The organism is Pseudoalteromonas sp. HL-AS2, assembly GCF_031198805.1.
GTDB lineage: Bacteria > Pseudomonadota > Gammaproteobacteria > Enterobacterales > Alteromonadaceae > Pseudoalteromonas > Pseudoalteromonas nigrifaciens.
Window position 1 is genome coordinate 2,604,791 of record NZ_CP133571.1, and the last position, 16,764, is coordinate 2,621,554.

Here is a 16,764-nt window from a genome sequence, read left to right on the forward strand (position 1 = left end):
GCACTTTTAATTAATCGCTACGGTTATAAGTGCTTACCAAAAATAGTTAAGCTGTAAGGGTTATTATCCATAATGGCCACCTGTGGTAACTCGCCCCACACACTAAAATTAAAGTGTTTAAATAGTTTAATACTGGGTAAATTATGACTAAAAATGAACCCTAGCAGCACTTTAATATTAAGTTGCTTAGCTTGCGTTTGGGCAAACTCCATCAGTGTTTTACCTAAACCTTTGCCTTGTGCTTTAGCGGTAATATAAATACTTATTTCTACCGTGCCTTCGTAAGCTACGCGCCCATAAAACGGTTTATAACTAAGCCATGCTAACACTTGGTCATTTTCAGAATATACATAAATTGGCCGTAGAGAAGTGTGACTATCAAACCAAGCTTGCTTGTCGGTAACGCTTACCTCTTCGGTATCGGCGGTAACCATTCTGCTGGCAATGGTTTCGTTATAAATTGCGACTATAGTTTTTAAATCTTCTGGGCGTGCTAAACGGATTGTCATAAGGTCTAGATAAGGTTGATCAGTTGCGTTTATATTAGCGTATCATTGAGGCTATAAACAATATGTAACCTTTTAACTTTAGGGATTAAAAATGATAAAAATAATATTATTAGCATTAATGGCGTTACTTGTACCCGCATTAGCTCAAGCGCAAAGCACGGCTGAGCACCCCATTAAAAAACAAAATAACTGCCAAGACTTTACTAACGTTACTTTGCGTAAACTACGCTCAAAAGAGTTTGTTAACTTATGCCAATTTGAAAACCAACCGCTGCTAATTGTTAATACAGCGAGTAACTGTGGCTTTACGCCGCAATTTGCAGGGCTTGAAGCGGTTTATAATAAATATAAAGATCAAGGCTTAGTGGTATTGGGATTTCCTTCTGATGATTTTTTTCAAGAAGAAAACAACGAACAAGACACCGCCAAAGTCTGCTTTGTTAATTACGGGGTTACTTTCACTATGTTTGCCACCAGCGCAGTGCGCGGCAGCGATGCAAACCCTATTTTTAAACACTTAAATAGCCAAACCAGCTCACCTAATTGGAATTTTTATAAGTATTTAGTGTCTGCTGATCGTAAAACAATTACGCGCTTTAACAGTAAAGTAGCCCCCGAATCAGAAAAACTAACTGCAGCAATTGAAGCGACATTAGCTATTAACTAGGTTAAAACCGTTACAATTAGTTTAAACTAACTAAAATACACGTTAGTATGATTAAAAAACAACCAGATTAATTATTAGGAGATTTTATGACAGTGGCAAGCGCAAGACATATATTAGTAGATAGTGAAGCACAGTGTTTAGATTTAAAAGAAAAAATTGAACAAGGTGAAGACTTTGCTGTGTTAGCAAAAGCACACTCTAACTGTCCTTCAGGTCAAGATGGCGGTGCTCTTGGTGAGTTTGGCCCAGGTATGATGGTGCCAGAGTTTGATAAAGTGGTGTTCTCTGCGCCAATTAATCAAGTACAAGGCCCAGTACAAACACAGTTTGGTTACCATTTACTTGAAGTAACCAGCCGTTCAGAGTAACTTATTCTGTACTGTAAATTTTGAAAAAAGCCGCTTATGCGGCTTTTTTATGGAGTAATTATGCAACTATTTGGTTCTGTTACCTCGCCTTATGTACGCCGTATTAGAATATGGGCGCTGGAAAATAACTGTGATTTAGAGTTTATTAATCTGGATATTTTTTCAGCGCAAGATCGCCCAACTATGGTGAGCAAAAACCCAGCACGCAAAATCCCTATTCTCGTAGATGGCAATTTAACCCTTAGTGATTCAAACTCAATACTGCGTTATTTACTTGAAAAAACAGCACAGCCAAAATTAACTTGGCCGCAAGAGCACTTACTTACCACTATTAATGCCTGTAATGACTCTTTAGTGGAAATGCTTTTATGCCAGCGCTCTGGTTTTGATACGCAAAGTGATGCGTTATTTTTTAATTTGCAAAACGAACGTATTGTTGAAACATTACACTTTTTAAATGATCATTTAACTGATGATGAATTTAAAGGCTGTGAATACCTCAACATCAGTTTATACTGCCTGCTTGATTGGATTTGCTTTCGTGAACTAACCGACATTAGTCAGCATTCAGCGCTTGTTGCTTTTTATGAGCAATATGGCCAACGCCAAGCAGCAATAAATACCAGTCCTAGTCATTAATTTAAAAAGGTAAACACATGAGCGATATCGAGATTGAATCAGAACTAGTCAACTTTGTTGAAAAAGTACGTATGAGCGAAGTAATTTGGGCACTAGGTGCAGAAGATAATGGCTTTGTAGTGTGTGATTCAAATCAATTTGACGAGACTGACGTATTACTACTTTGGGAAAGCGAAGCGGCTGCTAAAGCTCAGTGTAAAGACGAGTGGAAAGAGTACAGCCCAGTAGAAATTGGCCTTGATGAATTTTTAGATGAATGGGTTGAAGACCTAAACGAAGACAATGCTTTAGTTGGCCTTAACTGGAATGACGACCAAGTATGCGTAGAAATTGAACCAGTAGGTTTAGCACGCGCATTAAGTGAATAATTCACTATAGCTTAATTAATAAAGCATAAAAAAAGCCAACTGCATTCGTGCTAGTTGGCTTTTTTGTTTTAATTAATTAGGTATAAGTATTTATACCCAAAACATACTCGCATCTTGCTATGTTTTGGGTATAAAATGTATTTTGTCATTATTTTCAAGGTACACCGTTGAAAACCCATCTTGGTCGCCGTCCTTTTTCAGCTATGGAGCTGCACACACTTTACACTGGCTATATTTATGGCGATATGCGCGTGGTGCGTGAACAAGCAAAACATTGGCATTTTTGGTTGCCATTAATTGCTTACTATACGGGCGCTTATAGTGACGAAATAGGCTGTTTAACACTTGATGACTTAACTGTTGAGCAAAACATTTTATGTTTTAGTTTTCATACCCACGGAAAAATAAAACCGCGACTTATTCCTGTACATCAAGCGCTAATTAATGCTGGCTTTAACGACTATTTAGCATTTATAAAAAGCCAAAACCAACAGCGATTAATGTTCGACTTGCCAGCTAAAACCGGTCGCTACAGCGAAAAAGTTCGCATTTGGTTTAGCGGCGAAGGCGAGCGCGCTGGTTACTTACAAAAATGTGCAATTCCAAACATTGACCAACTCGGAATGAAAACCGCTATAAGTAGCCTGCGGCTTAACTTTGAGCAGCAAGTACGTATTTATGCACTGCAAGCCAACTCTAAAGACGCGTTTAATTATTTAATGGGCTTTAACGAATACCCACACCCAAATTATAGCAATGTAGCAGTGTTAAATAGCATAATTGGGCAAATTCGCGTTATTAACTCACAACTGCATTGGCAGCGCTTTATCAATCGCGATAGTCACTGACAAACTTTGTTACTCTTTACTCGTCCAAATCCGGGGTTATTCGATTACTCCATAAAAGAAAGCTGCTAGGATATCCGCATATAATACCGTTTCTATTGAAGTAGCGTGGTAACGCTGTCTGCTTTAGTCATTTATAACAATAATAAACTAGGGATACTATGTTTCTTAAAAGCCTCTTAACCGTAAGTGTTGCATTCGCGATGAACGCAGCAAATGCTAACGAATTTGTAATTGAAAAACTCGCAAAACCAAGCAGTCAATCAGTGTCGTTAACACTCGATCCAAGCCAAGATACCTTTACTGGAATGACTGAAATTATTTTAGAAGTACTCAAGCCAACTAACTACATAGAGCTAAACGGCGTGGCTTACGCAACTAAAATGGCACAATTACTTGGCGAGCAAAATTGTGACTTAAACAGCGAAATGCTCAAAACCGGTAAAGTAAAATTTAGCTGTGATGAGCAAATTCAGCCGGGTAAATACACCTTGAAAATTGATTTTTCAGCGCCATATAATCGCCAAAGTGTTGGGCTATATAAAACATTAGATCAAGGTACACCTTACTTATTTACTCAGTTTGAAATGAGTGATGCGCGCCGTGCATTTCCGGTGTTTGACGAGCCAAGCTACAAAATTCCATTTCAGCTCACTATTACCGCGCCTACCTCACAAAAAGTATATGCCAATACACCTGAGCTTAAAACTACAGTAAATGGCGACATGACCACCCATTTTTTTGATAAAACACCGCCTATTCCTTCTTATTTAGTAGCAATGGCTGTGGGCCCTTTTGAAGAGCTTAATGTTGAAGGTATGTCGGTGCCAGGGCGCGTAATTACCCCACAAGGTAAAATTCATTTAGCCCAGTACGCAAAAGAAAACATGCCAAAAGTACTAGGCGCACTTGAGGCGTATTTTGGTATTCCTTATGTGTATCAAAAACTAGATTCGGTGGCTGTACCTGAATTTCCATTTGGTGCCATGGAAAACTCAGGACTTGTAACCTACCGAGAAGATATTTTATTGGTTGATTTAGCTGCCGCTACGCGCAGTAAAAAACAACGCAATGTGTCTATTATTGCTCACGAACTTGCACACCAATGGTACGGTAACTTAGTAACGATGAAGTGGTGGAACGATTTATGGTTAAACGAAGCGTTTGCTAGTTGGATGGCGGCAAAAATTACCAAGCAACTAAACCCTGAATTTGAATCGCACCTAGATTTACCACAAAATAACGTTATGCCACTTGATGCACGTTTGAGTACTAAACCAATTCGTAAACCAATTAAAACCGAAGCCGATATTATGGATGGTTTAGGCCTTGCTTATAGCAAAGGTAGCTCGGTACTTGCTATGGTTGAAAACTGGATAGGTGAAGAGGCCTTTCAAAAAGGTATTCAAAATTACTTAAAAGAATTTTCCTATAAAAATGCCGAAGCTGCCGATTTATGGCAAGCACTTGGCAAAGCTTCTAATAAAGATGTAGCGAGTGTTTTAAAATCGTTTATTGAGCAATCTTCCTACCCACTGATTAAAGTAGCTCAGCAAGGTAGTAAAATAACTATATCGCAAAGTCGCTTTGTAAATGCCGGTGTTGATGCGCCTGAGCAATTATGGAATGTGCCTGTTGCAATTAAATATGGCGCGGGCGATAAAGTAAAAACAGCGAACGTATTACTTAATAAACAAAGCCAAACGCTAGATTTAGATTTTGCACCCGAGTGGATTTATCCCGATCAAGGCGCATTGGGTTATTACCGCTGGGTGATGGACGATGCACAGTTTAGTGCGCTTATCGACAATGCTGCTGACAAGCTAGATGACCGCGAACGTTTAGCGTTATTATCTGCTACCGATGCACTACTTGATGCTGGTGTTATATCGGCCGCTAAGTTAATGCAAACGCTTGAAGTATTTATAAGCGACAGCCACCCTCGCGTTGCTAATACCGCGCTGGGCTATTTAGTATCGCAACAACGCACCTTTAAAGACGATAGCAATAAAGACTTATGGCCTAAATTTATTCGTGGTGCAGTAACCCCTGCGGCTAAAAAATATGGCTTAGAGGCAAAAGTAGGTGAAGATGGCGCTATTTCACAACTTCGAGCTGCGGTTGTATCGCGTTTAGGTTTTGATGGCGAAGATCAAAATGTGATCAATAAAGCAAAACAGCAAACTCAGGTTTATTTAAACGATCCACAAAAAGTAGACCCGTACTTAGCAGGTACTTATTTAACTTTAGCTGCTTTTAACGGCGATAAAGCGTTGCTTGATCAATTTATGGCAACCTTTAAAACCACCAAAGATCCACAAGTACGTACTAATATGCTCTCGGCTATGGGCTACTTTGCAAAACCTGCACTGCAAAAAGCAGTATTGGCTTACAGCTTAACAGATGAAGTAACCGCATCCGACATGCGCACTATTTTAGCAGGACAAAGCTATACTGATGAGCGCCAAGCGCTGTTTATTGACTGGGTTTACAGTAATTACGATAAAGTAACAGCAAGCTTACCGCCGTTTTTTATCCCTAACCTACCGTATTTTACAACTGCAAATTGTGATGCAAATAGCTTTGCCACAACACAAAGCTTCTTTAATACTAAGTTAGCTGAAATACCAGGTTACGCTCGTACTTTAAGTAAACTAGAAGAAAGTACTAATGATTGTATTGCACTGAAAAATCGTGAGCTTGAATCGGTTAATAACTTCTTAAAAGGTAAGTAGCTAGATTAGGGTTCTAGGTTTTATTTTAGAGCCTAGAGCTGATAACAAAACCAAGCTTCGTAGCTAATAATTTACTGCGAGCTTGGTTTGTTTTTTACTAATACCTAGCATTTTGCGCTGTGGTGTTAAATTTACCAGGCTTTAAAAAAGCGCGGCATACTGCCTTGCCTACTTATAACCTAAACCCAGCTTGGCCGATATTTTGTTAAATCTGAAGCCTGAAAGCTGATTTATAAACCTTTACTATTACCCGCCTAAAATCATCGTTAGTTTAGCAATAAAATCTTTTGCTGCTTGCTCAGAGTTTATTTTAAACGCGACACCATAATGAATCGGCTGTGCACTTTTATAAATGCGCGTAGGAAAACGCGTCATTTCGCTACTATGAAAATAGCCCTGAGTACGCACTACCCCATCAATATCGGTAAAATCATCACTAAACACTTCAAATGCTGGGCGAATTATAATTTTACCTTTGCCGCCTTCACTGTGCGTGTAAAACGCTTCTTTTGAATTAACTAACATGTATTCGGCAATATTCTTTATTTTAAAATTACTTCTACACTCTAATTTAATTAGCTGCTCAGTAAGCTCGTCTGCACTATAAGCCACGTTGTAATCCCTATTAGTTAAATTTGCGCATAACCTTAACGCATACGCATTATAAAGTCTGAAATTTATTTAAATTAGTCCTCAGCTACATCACAAACAAAAGCAAGTTTGTCGTTGTTATAACTCATACGGGTAATATTGGTATGGCAATAGGGTGTTAAATCCAGCCATTGCGATACAGTGTTATTGCCACTAAGGTTACGTTGGTAAACACGGTTGTTAAGCGCATAAGCCAGCGTACTGTCGTCTTTTAAGATAAAGTCTTGTACTTGTAGCGGCAATCTAAGTAAGTTTTCTACCTGCTTAGTTTGTGGGTTAAAACGCGCTACAATATGTTGCTCATTTTGGGTGTAACTAAATATAAACTGCGCCATTGTATGATTGTAAATAAGCGTACGACCAATGTTTTTTGCCACAACTTGCCCTTTTGCCGCTGCAACCAAGCTATATTGTAATGTATGTGGCTCACCTAAAATAAACATTACTAAATCGTTATTTATACCCCATGCGTGATATCCCACTGGCTCTATCCAGTCAAAAATACGACTTGCTGCAACTTCGCTATCAAGCGGATATTGCCATAGCTTTTGCTTGCCATTGGCCTCTACCACAATTGCCGATAAGCTTTGTTTATTTGGCATTACGGTAGGTGAGTATTCGCTTACTGGCGTATTGGTTATATTAATAATTTGTTTTGTTGCAAAGTCGTAGTAAGCAATATCGGTTTGGCTTTGCTCAACACTTAATACTTCATGGGTAAAGTAAACACCATTATTGTGTATATGAGGCTGATTATTATAACTATCACTGTCGCTCACAATAGTAACTTGCAGGCCATAAGGAGTATTTAAATCGGCTAATAATACTTGGCTTTTGGGCATACTTGCCTGTGCTACTGAGAGCGTTAAAGCGCTTATTGAAAACAACCCTAGTAGTGGTTTTAAAAATTTCATGCTCTATCTCGTTTTATTTTTAAGCACCCCATGATAACGTTATTTGCTGATTACGTCACTTGACCTAGACCAGCAACATCTTTATAACTAACCGGGTCTTATAAAAGAGAATTAATATGTCAGCTAAACATCCTATTATTGCAATAACCGGCTCTTCAGGTGCGGGGACAACTACCACCACGAATGCAATTAAACATATTTTTCGTAGCCTTAACATTAGTGCGGCTTTTATCGAAGGGGATAGCTTTCATCGTTACACTCGCCCTGAAATGGAAAAAAAAGTACGTGACGCGCAACAAGAAGGCAAACATATTAGCTACTTTGGCCGCGAAGCCAACGACTTTGGTTTACTAGAAACCCTATTTGATAGCTACGGTGAAACCGGCCAAGGTAAACTGCGTCGTTATTTACATACCTTTGACGAAGCGGTGCCTTACAACCAATTGCCTGGCACATTTACTCCGTGGCAAAACCTAGAGCAAAATACCGATTTATTATTTTACGAAGGATTGCATGGCGCTGTTGTAGATCAAGAGCACAATGTGGATGTAGCAAAACATGTAGATTTACTTATTGGTATGGTGCCCATTATCAACCTTGAGTGGATCCAAAAGCTGATCCGCGACACCTCTGATCGTGGTCACTCACGCGAAGCGGTAATGGGATCTATAGTGCGCAGTATGGACGATTATATTAACCATATTACTCCACAATTTTCACGCACCCATATTAACTTTCAACGAGTCCCTACCGTAGATACCTCTAACCCGTTCAGCGCAAAAGACATTCCATCACTCGATGAAAGCTTTGTGGTGATCCGCTTTAGGGGCATTGAAGATGTCGATTTTCCGTACTATTTACAGATGATCCAAGGTAGCTTTATGTCGCGTATTAATACCTTGGTAGTGCCTGGCGGTAAAATGGGCTTGGCAATGGAGTTGGTACTTACCCCACTCATTAAAGATATTATTTTAAAAAAACGAGCATTAGAAAACCTAGCACCACTGGATTTACCTATTTGATATTGGATAACCCACAGCCCTTTTTTGTTAAAGCCAACTCACGTACACTGCTGATTTTGCTTAAAGTGAGATCAGCATGTCGCAACCATTAAAAGTTATTGTGGGCTCTAAAAACCCAGTAAAAATAAATGCTGCTAAGTGCATTTTTAGCATGTATTTTCCAGAGCGTGACATTGACTGCCAAGGTGTAAATGCTCCCTCGGGTGTGCCTGATCAACCTATTGGTGAAGAACAAACTCGCATTGGCGCACAAAACCGAGTGAATTACTGCAAAGAGCACTACCAAGCCCACTATTATGTGGCCATGGAAGGCGGTGCAGAGCAATTTAGTTACGGTGCCGCAACCTTTGCCTATGTAGTTATCGATAACGCGGTAAATCAAGTTGTAGGACGCAGTAGCAACCTACCTTTGCCGCAAATACTGTATAACGCATTACTTAATGGTGCAGAGCTTGGCGATGTTATGGATAAGGCTTTTAATACCACCAATATAAAGCAGCAAGGCGGCGCTATTGGTTTACTCACTAATAACCACGCCACCCGCGAAAGTACCTATACTCAGGCACTTACTTTGGCCATGGCACCTTTTTTACATTCAGCGCTTTATTGCCAAACAAATTAATTTTAGGAAGTTTAATGAAATACAGTTACGTGCTGTTTGATGCAGACGAAACCTTGTTTAGATTTGATATTTTAGCGGGCATGACTCGCATGTTTAAAACATATAACGTAGATTTTAGCCAAGCCGACTATCTTCATTATCAAAAAACCAATAAGCAACTATGGGTTAATTACCAAAATGGCGATATTAGTGCCGACTACTTGCAGGTTACTCGCTTTAGCGAATGGGCTACTAAACTAAATGTGCCAGCAAAAGAGCTTAATGATGCATTTTTAGATGCTATGGCAGAAATATGCGAGCCGCTACCCGGTGCCATAGAGCTGTTAAATAAACTTAAGCCGCACGCTAAGTTGGGTATTATTACTAATGGTTTTGCACGTTTACAAACCGTGCGCCTTGAGCATACTGGTTTAAAAGATATGTTTGAATGGTTAGTCATTTCTGAATTAGTGGGCATAGCTAAGCCTAATAAAGCTATTTTTGACCATACCTTTGAATTAATGGGTAACCCAGATAAAAGCCAAATATTAATGGTTGGCGATACTGCCACAAGCGATATTTTAGGCGGTAATAATGCGGGGATTGATACCTGCTGGTTACAACACCCAAACGAGCAGTTGCCCGAGGGTATAAAGCCTACCTATACCGTTACTCATTTGAAGCAGTTACAAAGTATTTTAGAGCTGTAGGTAGCTACGCACTTAAAGTATTTTCAATAGGCAAAAAAAATGACGCTAATTAGCGTCATTTTTTATAACTGTGTGAGCAATAAATTAGGCTGGCGCTAATTCAAGGCCGGGTGCAGGCATCGTTACAGGCGTTTCAAAGGTTGCCCACTCCCATGCTGACTCAGTAGCCATTAATTTACGTAGTAATTTATTATTTAAATCGTGACCCGATTTAAATGCAGTTACTTTACCTAAAATGTTATGACCTGTCATAAACATGTCACCAACACAGTCTAATATCTTATGCTTAACAAACTCATCGCTGTAGCGTAAACCGTTTGGATTTAACACTTTAAACTCATCAAGTACTACTGCGCTATCCATGCTGCCACCTAATGCTAGGTTGTTAGCATGCATATATTCAATGTCTTTCATAAAACCAAAAGTACGTGCACGGCTAATTTCTTCAATAAAGCTTTTCGTCGTAATATCTAAACCAATACGTTGGCGACTTTCATTGATAGCTGGGTGATCAAAGGCAATTTCAAAGTCGATATGAAAGCCGTCATACGGTTCTAACTCGGCCCATTTATCGCCTTCTTCAATACGTACTTTTTCTTTAATACGAATAAAGCGTTTTGCTGCATTTTGCTCTTCAATACCGCCTTTTTGTAACAAATAAATGAATGGTAATGCACTACCATCCATTATTGGCACTTCTGAGCTATCTAATTCTACAATTAGATTATCAATACCCATTGCAGCAACAGCGGCAATAAGGTGCTCAGTAGTTGATAAGCGAACACCATCTTTGTTAATTAAACAGGTACATAATTGCGTATCACCAACGGCTTCAGGTGTTGTTTCAAAATCAACAACCGGATCAAGGTCGACACGACGAAATACAATCCCAGTATTTGCGCTCGCAGGTCGGAGAGTTATTGTGACCTTCTCACCTTTATGAAGTCCAATTCCTATGGCTTTGACTACTTGTGCAATCGTTCGCTGTTTAATCATAGGTTCGCTCACTTAAATTCAGTTACAGTTAGACGGCGGATACTAGCATAAATACGCCGCAATTGCAATATTCGTTCACATTTCAAACGAAATACTGTTTATATTAATCAGCTTGTTTACGTAAAAAAGCAGGAATATCAAAGTAATCTCCGCCTTCTGACTTGTCTGATTTTTTGTTACTTGGCGCTGCAGCACTCGTTGTGCTTTTGTTAGCACTAGATGAAGTTGTTTTTTCGTCACTTTCAACTTGCGTCTTTGCAGTGTTTTCTTCAGCGCTTGTGCCTTGGCTTGCAAAGCTTGGTACGTACATGCTGCTACTTTGGTTTGAAGTGCTGGCTACATCAGAACCTGATGCTTTTTTAAAGCCATTATCAACAATGCCAAACTGCGGACGACGATCGCCACCTAAGCCAGTTGCAACTACAGTTACACGTAATTCATCGGTCATTTCAGGGTCAATTACTGCACCTACAACCACAGTAGCGTTTTCTGATGCCAATGCTTTTACGTGGTTACCAACTATCTCAAATTCTTCAATCGCAATGTCCATACCCGCAGTAATATTAACCAAGATACCTTTAGCACCAGTTAAATCTACGTCTTCAAGTAATGGGCTTGAGATAGCCGCTTCTGCTGCTTCTTGTGCACGATCAGGACCTGATGCAGACGCTGTACCCATCATTGCAGGACCCATTGCTGACATTACTGTACGTACGTCGGCGAAATCCACGTTGATCAGACCAGAGCGAGTAATTAACTCTGCAATACCCTGAACCGCACCAAATAATACGTCGTTAGCTTTAGCGAAGGCATCTAAAAGTGTAGTCCCTTTTCCTAAAACTTTAAGCAGTTTATTGTTTGGAATTGTAATAAGTGAATCTACAATTTCTGACAATTCATTAATGCCTTGTTCAGCCGCTGCAGCTCGCTTTTTACCTTCAAAATCAAAAGGACGCGTAACTACTGCTACGGTTAAAATACCAAGCTCTTTTGCAATTTTTGCCACTACAGGCGCTGCACCAGTACCAGTACCGCCGCCCATACCTGCTGCAATAAATACCATGTCGGCACCTTCAAGGCTGGCACGAATTGTATCGGCATCTTCTTCAGCTGATTGACGACCTATTTCAGGGTTTGCACCGGCTCCTAACCCAGAGGTTATTTGCGTGCCTAATTGTACAGTAACATGCGCTGCTGAGTTACGTAATGCTTGTGCGTCTGTATTAGCAGCAATAAAGCATACGCCTTCAATTTGCTGTTTTACCATGTGCTCAACAGCGTTACCGCCGCCGCCGCCCACGCCAATTACTTTTATTACAGCTTCTTCGCTATGTTGTTCCATCATATCAAACATGTTTACTCTCCGACTTGAGTACTAAAACTCGCCTTGGAACCACTTAGTAATGCGGCTCCATAAATTATTATTCCCTTCTGCTTTCAACTTTTGTGCATTCATTGATTGCATGGTACGCCCGTATTGTAACAAACCAACAGCGGTTGCGTACGAAGGATCGTCCACATAGTCTGTCAAACCAACTATCCCAATTGGTTTGCCTATTCTTACCGGCATTTGGAAAATATCTTCTGCTACTTCCATTGCGCCGGCCATTTTAGCAGTTCCGCCTGTGATAACGAGACCTGCTGCAATTTGGTCTTCTAACCCTGAGCGACGAATTTCTTCCATCGCTAATTCAAATAATTCTCTAAATCTTGGCTCTACCACTTCCGATAATGTATGACGCGACATTAATCTAGCTGGGCGTCCGCCTACACTCGGTACTTCTATGGTGTCTTCATTACTGGCCATTTGGCTACTAGCACAGGCGTATTGTACTTTGAGTGCCTCTGCATGTGATATAGGTGTGCGAAATATTTTTGCTATATCGCCAGTTACTTGGTTACCCGCCACCGGAATAACCGCTGAGTGACGCAGTGCACCATTAATGTATATAGTGATATCCATAGTGCCACCACCAATATCAAGTACTGCTACTCCCAGCTCTTTTTCATCATCGGTCAGTACCGAGTAACATGAGGCAAGTGCAGTAAAAATAAGCTGGTCAACTTCAAGCCCACAACGCTGTACACATTTTTCGATATTTTTTGCCATATCGTTTGAGCACGTAATAATGTGAGCACGTGCTTCCATACGTACGCCGCTCATACCGAGTGGGTTTTTAATCCCCTCTTGCATGTCGATACTGTATTCTTGTGGTAACGCATGTAGCATTTTACGCTCTGCTGAAATAGGCACTGAGCGGGCAATATGAATCACATTTTCAATGTCTTCATCGGTTACTTCGGTGTTGTTAATTGCTACTACACCGCTTTCGTTTTGGCATTGTATATGCTTGCCAGAGATACCAAGGTACACTGAGCTAATACGACAATCAGCCATCAATTCGGCTTCGTCTATGGCTCGGCGAATAGACTCAGATACTAAGTTTAAATCGTTTACGCCGCCTTTATCCATACCTCGGGATATTTGCGTGCCTACACCAACAATACTGAGTTTGTTGTCTGCGGTGATTTCACCTACCGTTGCAATCACTTTTGAGGTGCCAACGTCTAATCCAATCACTAGGTTTCTTTCTGCTGACTTAGTCATGCCTTACTCTTATTTTGTAATTGTTCTTCTTGCAATGGCTTAAAGCTGACTGCAAGGCCAGTATCGTAGCGTAAATCGATTGCATCTATTTGAGCATCTGCACGCTTTTCCATGCGTGGATAAACGTCTATAAAACGCTGTACACGCTTAGCTTTATCTTTGCGCCCTAAATTTAAGCGCACTCCATTATCTAGCCACAACTGCCATGAGAAACGCTCCGATAACGCTAAACTTTTTAACGTTAATGCGTTTACTTTTAGCATTTCGTCAAATTGCTGAAACGCAATCCATGCTTCTTGCTCACTGCCCTCTGGGCCATATAGTTGAGGTAAGTTTTTACTTAACTTATTACTTTTAGCTTCAAATGCATCGCCGTTTTGATTAAGTAACAAGTCACTATTCCAATGCGCAACAGCGCGGTGCTCAACTACATAAACTTGCAGTGTGTCGGGCCATTGTTTACGCACCGATACACTTGCCACCCAAGGTAAATCTTGTACCAATTGCTGTACATGCTTTACATTAAGGTCAAAAAAGCTAGTTAAATCTGCTTTTTTAATCGCCCTAATAATAGCGATTTCGTCGGTATATTTAGGATTACCCTGCACCATTAAGTGTTTAATTTGGGCATCTTTATTTTCTACCAACCAATCCGATACACCTGTAGTAATTTGCACTAAGCCGATTACCACAGCTAGAAAAAAACTCACCCCAAAAATTAGCGACCAGTTAAGTTGCTGTTTGATTTGTAGCGTTTTTTCTAAAAGGGGATGCATATTAAAGTGTTTGCTCCAAAATGCGAACAACTAATTGCTCAAAACTTGCACCATGTGCTTTTGCCGCCATAGGTACAAGCGACTTTTCGGTCATACCGGGTACTGTATTTACTTCTAATAAGTAAAAATTACCTTGCTGATCTTGCATTGCATCTACGCGTCCCCAGCCGCTAGCACCTACTAAATCAAATGCATCGAGTGCCATTGCTTGTAAGTGCTCGGTATCTGCAGGCGATAAATCTGCCGGGCAATGATACTGCGTGGTGGTTGCTTGATATTTAGCTTGGTAATCATAAAAACCATTGGGGGTTGTCATTTCGATTACTGGCAACACTTCATCGCCTAATACCGTTATGGTAAATTCGCGGCCACTGATCCACTGCTCAACTAGCACTTGGCTATCAAACTTAAACGCATTACTCAGTGCATCTTCAAGCTCTTGTGGCGTGCTTGCTTGTGCCATACCAATACTTGAGCCTTCGTGTGACGGCTTTACCATCACTTTTTTAAATTGCTGCATTATTGCCGCTGCATCAAAGCCTTTTTTGGCATCAACCACGGTATAAGGAGCGGTACTTAACCCTGCCGATTTAAATAAATGCTTACAACGCACTTTATCCATAGCCAGCGCTGAGCCTAGTACGTTACTGCCAGTATACGGCAGGTTCATAAATTCAAGCGCACCTTGCACTGTACCGTCTTCGCCACCACGACCATGCAGTGCAATGAACACTCTATCAATTGCTAACTCATTTAGCTCCCATAACGGGCGCTCTTTTGGGTCAAAGGCAATGGCGTTTATGCCATGATTTTGCAATGCATTTAATACCGCTTGTCCTGATCTTAATGACACTTCACGCTCTGCTGAGTTACCCCCTAACAGCACCGCTACTTTACCAAACTGCGTATTTAACTGTGTCATACTTCACCTTGTTTAAGTTTTTCTATCGACATACCCGTAGCGGCTAAGGTTTTTACTAATTGCCCTATGTTGCCAGCCCCTTGGGTTAATACTAAATCGTTATTTTGTAAGCAATCAGCTAATACGCTTGCCAGCTCTGCGCTATTAGCTACGTGGCGGGGCTCTTTACCGCGCTGGCGTAAACTACGGCATAAGCTTTTACTATCTGCGCCTACAATTGGCTCTTCGCCAGCACTGTATACATCGAGTAGTAACAACTGATCAACCTCGGCTAATACCTTTACAAAATCTTCGTACAAGTCGCGAGTACGAGTAAAGCGATGAGGTTGATACACCATAACTAAACGCTTATCTGGCCAGCCTTCACGAGCAGCGGTAATAGTGGCGGCCACTTCTGACGGATGATGCCCATAATCGTCAACTAACATTACGCTGCCACGTTCGTTTTCAAATTCACCGTAGTGCTGAAAACGTCGGCCAATACCTTCAAATTTTTGCAATGCTTCTAAAATAGCGAAATTAGCAATATTTTGATCTTTTGCTACCGCTATAGCTGCAGTGGCATTAAGTGCATTATGCTTGCCTGGCATATTTAGCGTTGCGGTTAAGCTCTCGCCTTGTTTATTGGTTACCGTAAACTTGCACGTGTTTGCCGACTGGCTAAAGTCGCTCATGCGATAATCCGCATCGCTCGACTCGCCATAAGTAATCACTGGGCGACCAAAACGCGGTATAAGCTCGCTCGCTACTTCAGAGTCAATACACACTACAGCTAAGCCATAAAACGGCAGGTTATGAATAAAGTCCACATAAGTGTCTTTCATTTTTTCTAGGCTGCCGCCATAGGTTTCCATGTGATCTTCTTCAATATTAGTGATCACCGATACCATTGGCTGTAAGTGTAAAAATGAGGCATCGCTTTCATCCGCTTCGGCGATTAAAAAGTCGCTTTTACCTACTTTTGCATTGCTGCCGGCACTATTTAACAAGCCACCAATTATAAATGTTGGATCAAGGCCAGCTTGTGCATAAATACTGGCAATTAAACTGGTTGTTGTAGTTTTACCGTGTGTACCCGCAATAGCTATACCGTGGCGAAAGCGCATTAGCTCAGCGAGCATTTCGGCGCGGCGTACCACAGGTACTCTTGCGGCCTTTGCGGCTATAATTTCTGGATTTGTTTCATCAATAGCACTGGAAACAACCACTACATTGGCATCTTTTACGTTATTTTCGTGATGCCCAATAAACACCTCTGCACCGGCTTTAATTAACCTGTCTGTCATAGCGCTGTGCGCAATGTCTGAACCGGTAATCCTATAACCTTCAAACGCGAGTACTTCGGCAATGCCGCCCATGCCTGCGCCGCCAATACCAACAAAGTGGATGGTTTCAATGCGACGCATTGCTGGTCGTGTATATTGCTCTCTTAT

General features: G+C 40.8%; 18 protein-coding genes. 9 read left to right on the forward strand and 9 right to left on the reverse strand.

Annotated features, from left to right (window positions below; translation table 11 throughout):
• Nucleotides 1-23: 23 nt before the first annotated feature.
• Entirely contained in the window at nt 24-509 is a 486-nt protein-coding gene (locus RB215_RS12105; RefSeq protein ID WP_309216500.1) for an N-acetyltransferase family protein, read from the reverse strand.
• A gap of 91 nt (nt 510-600) precedes the next feature.
• Between RB215_RS12105 and RB215_RS12110 the strand changes: the two genes are divergently transcribed.
• The 6 genes from RB215_RS12110 to RB215_RS12135 all read left to right on the forward strand — a co-directional run bounded on the left by RB215_RS12110 (nt 601) and on the right by RB215_RS12135 (nt 6,131).
• Nucleotides 601-1,176, forward strand: coding sequence for a glutathione peroxidase (locus tag RB215_RS12110; protein ID WP_197181789.1), 576 nt, complete (start codon nt 601-603; stop codon nt 1,174-1,176).
• A gap of 86 nt (nt 1,177-1,262) precedes the next feature.
• Nucleotides 1,263-1,544, forward strand: a complete 282-nt coding sequence (locus tag RB215_RS12115) for a peptidylprolyl isomerase (RefSeq protein WP_011329136.1) — start codon at nt 1,263-1,265, stop codon at nt 1,542-1,544.
• A 60-nt stretch (nt 1,545-1,604) separates the two neighbouring features.
• A complete protein-coding gene (locus RB215_RS12120) occupies nt 1,605-2,183 on the forward strand; it encodes a glutathione S-transferase family protein (RefSeq protein ID WP_011329137.1) in 579 nt (192 codons plus the stop codon).
• A 17-nt stretch (nt 2,184-2,200) separates the two neighbouring features.
• On the forward strand, nt 2,201-2,551 hold the full coding sequence (locus RB215_RS12125) for a DUF2750 domain-containing protein (RefSeq protein WP_011329138.1): 351 nt from the start codon (nt 2,201-2,203) through the stop codon (nt 2,549-2,551).
• A 167-nt stretch (nt 2,552-2,718) separates the two neighbouring features.
• The gene (locus RB215_RS12130; protein ID WP_011329139.1) at nt 2,719-3,399 is read left to right on the forward strand and encodes a hypothetical protein; all 681 of its coding nucleotides are present in this window, start codon (nt 2,719-2,721) and stop codon (nt 3,397-3,399) included.
• A 158-nt stretch (nt 3,400-3,557) separates the two neighbouring features.
• Entirely contained in the window at nt 3,558-6,131 is a 2,574-nt protein-coding gene (locus tag RB215_RS12135) for a M1 family metallopeptidase (RefSeq protein WP_089368724.1), read from the forward strand.
• A gap of 246 nt (nt 6,132-6,377) precedes the next feature.
• On the opposite strand, the gene RB215_RS12140 is transcribed toward RB215_RS12135, so the two are convergent.
• A complete protein-coding gene (locus RB215_RS12140) occupies nt 6,378-6,743 on the reverse strand; it encodes a hypothetical protein (RefSeq protein WP_011329141.1) in 366 nt (121 codons plus the stop codon).
• Nucleotides 6,744-6,817: 74 nt separating this feature from the next.
• Nucleotides 6,818-7,696 carry a hypothetical protein gene (locus RB215_RS12145; RefSeq protein ID WP_011329142.1) on the reverse strand — a complete coding sequence of 293 codons (879 nt, stop codon included), beginning with the start codon at nt 7,694-7,696 and terminating at the stop codon, nt 6,818-6,820.
• A gap of 116 nt (nt 7,697-7,812) precedes the next feature.
• Between RB215_RS12145 and RB215_RS12150 the strand changes: the two genes are divergently transcribed.
• From RB215_RS12150 to yjjG, 3 genes are all read left to right on the forward strand, one after another.
• Complete coding sequence (locus tag RB215_RS12150; RefSeq protein WP_011329143.1) at nt 7,813-8,718, forward strand: phosphoribulokinase; 906 nt, start codon at nt 7,813-7,815, stop codon at nt 8,716-8,718.
• Nucleotides 8,719-8,794: 76 nt separating this feature from the next.
• Entirely contained in the window at nt 8,795-9,340 is a 546-nt protein-coding gene (gene yjjX / locus RB215_RS12155) for an inosine/xanthosine triphosphatase (RefSeq protein WP_011329144.1), read from the forward strand.
• A 14-nt stretch (nt 9,341-9,354) separates the two neighbouring features.
• Nucleotides 9,355-10,029, forward strand: a complete 675-nt coding sequence (gene yjjG, locus RB215_RS12160) for a pyrimidine 5'-nucleotidase (RefSeq protein WP_309216501.1) — start codon at nt 9,355-9,357, stop codon at nt 10,027-10,029.
• Between the two features lie 84 nt (nt 10,030-10,113).
• Here yjjG and lpxC read toward each other — a convergent pair whose 3' ends face one another.
• The 6 genes from lpxC to murC all read right to left on the reverse strand — a co-directional run bounded on the left by lpxC (nt 10,114) and on the right by murC (nt 16,737).
• Nucleotides 10,114-11,025, reverse strand: a complete 912-nt coding sequence (lpxC, locus tag RB215_RS12165; protein WP_011329146.1) for a UDP-3-O-acyl-N-acetylglucosamine deacetylase — start codon at nt 11,023-11,025, stop codon at nt 10,114-10,116.
• 103 nt (nt 11,026-11,128) lie between these two features.
• Entirely contained in the window at nt 11,129-12,379 is a 1,251-nt protein-coding gene (ftsZ, locus tag RB215_RS12170) for a cell division protein FtsZ (RefSeq protein WP_011329147.1), read from the reverse strand.
• Nucleotides 12,380-12,400: 21 nt separating this feature from the next.
• A complete protein-coding gene (gene ftsA, locus RB215_RS12175) occupies nt 12,401-13,633 on the reverse strand; it encodes a cell division protein FtsA (RefSeq protein WP_011329148.1) in 1,233 nt (410 codons plus the stop codon).
• Nucleotides 13,630-14,409, reverse strand: a complete 780-nt coding sequence (locus RB215_RS12180; protein ID WP_089368728.1) for a cell division protein FtsQ/DivIB — start codon at nt 14,407-14,409, stop codon at nt 13,630-13,632. The genes ftsA and RB215_RS12180 overlap by 4 nt, the downstream gene beginning before the upstream one ends.
• Before the next feature lies 1 nt (nt 14,410).
• On the reverse strand, nt 14,411-15,331 hold the full coding sequence (locus RB215_RS12185) for a D-alanine--D-alanine ligase (RefSeq protein ID WP_011329150.1): 921 nt from the start codon (nt 15,329-15,331) through the stop codon (nt 14,411-14,413).
• Entirely contained in the window at nt 15,328-16,737 is a 1,410-nt protein-coding gene (murC, locus tag RB215_RS12190; RefSeq protein ID WP_225740939.1) for a UDP-N-acetylmuramate--L-alanine ligase, read from the reverse strand. The genes RB215_RS12185 and murC overlap by 4 nt, the downstream gene beginning before the upstream one ends.
• Nucleotides 16,738-16,764 lie beyond the last annotated feature (27 nt).

Excerpts from the sequence above, each read along its gene's own strand:
- RB215_RS12105 (WP_309216500.1), bottom strand. The coding sequence starts at position 509 with ATGACAATCCGTTTAGCACGCCCAGAAGATTTAAAAACTATAGTCGCA.
- RB215_RS12110 (WP_197181789.1), top strand. The coding sequence starts at position 601 with ATGATAAAAATAATATTATTAGCATTAATGGCGTTACTTGTACCCGCA.
- RB215_RS12115 (WP_011329136.1), top strand. The coding sequence starts at position 1,263 with ATGACAGTGGCAAGCGCAAGACATATATTAGTAGATAGTGAAGCACAG.
- RB215_RS12120 (WP_011329137.1), top strand. The coding sequence starts at position 1,605 with ATGCAACTATTTGGTTCTGTTACCTCGCCTTATGTACGCCGTATTAGA.
- RB215_RS12125 (WP_011329138.1), top strand. The coding sequence starts at position 2,201 with ATGAGCGATATCGAGATTGAATCAGAACTAGTCAACTTTGTTGAAAAA.
- RB215_RS12135 (WP_089368724.1), top strand. The coding sequence starts at position 3,558 with ATGTTTCTTAAAAGCCTCTTAACCGTAAGTGTTGCATTCGCGATGAAC.
- RB215_RS12145 (WP_011329142.1), bottom strand. The coding sequence starts at position 7,696 with ATGAAATTTTTAAAACCACTACTAGGGTTGTTTTCAATAAGCGCTTTA.
- RB215_RS12150 (WP_011329143.1), top strand. The coding sequence starts at position 7,813 with ATGTCAGCTAAACATCCTATTATTGCAATAACCGGCTCTTCAGGTGCG.
- yjjX (WP_011329144.1), top strand. The coding sequence starts at position 8,795 with ATGTCGCAACCATTAAAAGTTATTGTGGGCTCTAAAAACCCAGTAAAA.
- yjjG (WP_309216501.1), top strand. The coding sequence starts at position 9,355 with ATGAAATACAGTTACGTGCTGTTTGATGCAGACGAAACCTTGTTTAGA.
- lpxC (WP_011329146.1), bottom strand. The coding sequence starts at position 11,025 with ATGATTAAACAGCGAACGATTGCACAAGTAGTCAAAGCCATAGGAATT.
- ftsZ (WP_011329147.1), bottom strand. The coding sequence starts at position 12,379 with ATGTTTGATATGATGGAACAACATAGCGAAGAAGCTGTAATAAAAGTA.
- ftsA (WP_011329148.1), bottom strand. The coding sequence starts at position 13,633 with ATGACTAAGTCAGCAGAAAGAAACCTAGTGATTGGATTAGACGTTGGC.
- RB215_RS12180 (WP_089368728.1), bottom strand. The coding sequence starts at position 14,409 with ATGCATCCCCTTTTAGAAAAAACGCTACAAATCAAACAGCAACTTAAC.
- RB215_RS12185 (WP_011329150.1), bottom strand. The coding sequence starts at position 15,331 with ATGACACAGTTAAATACGCAGTTTGGTAAAGTAGCGGTGCTGTTAGGG.
- murC (WP_225740939.1), bottom strand. The coding sequence starts at position 16,737 with ATGCGTCGCATTGAAACCATCCACTTTGTTGGTATTGGCGGCGCAGGC.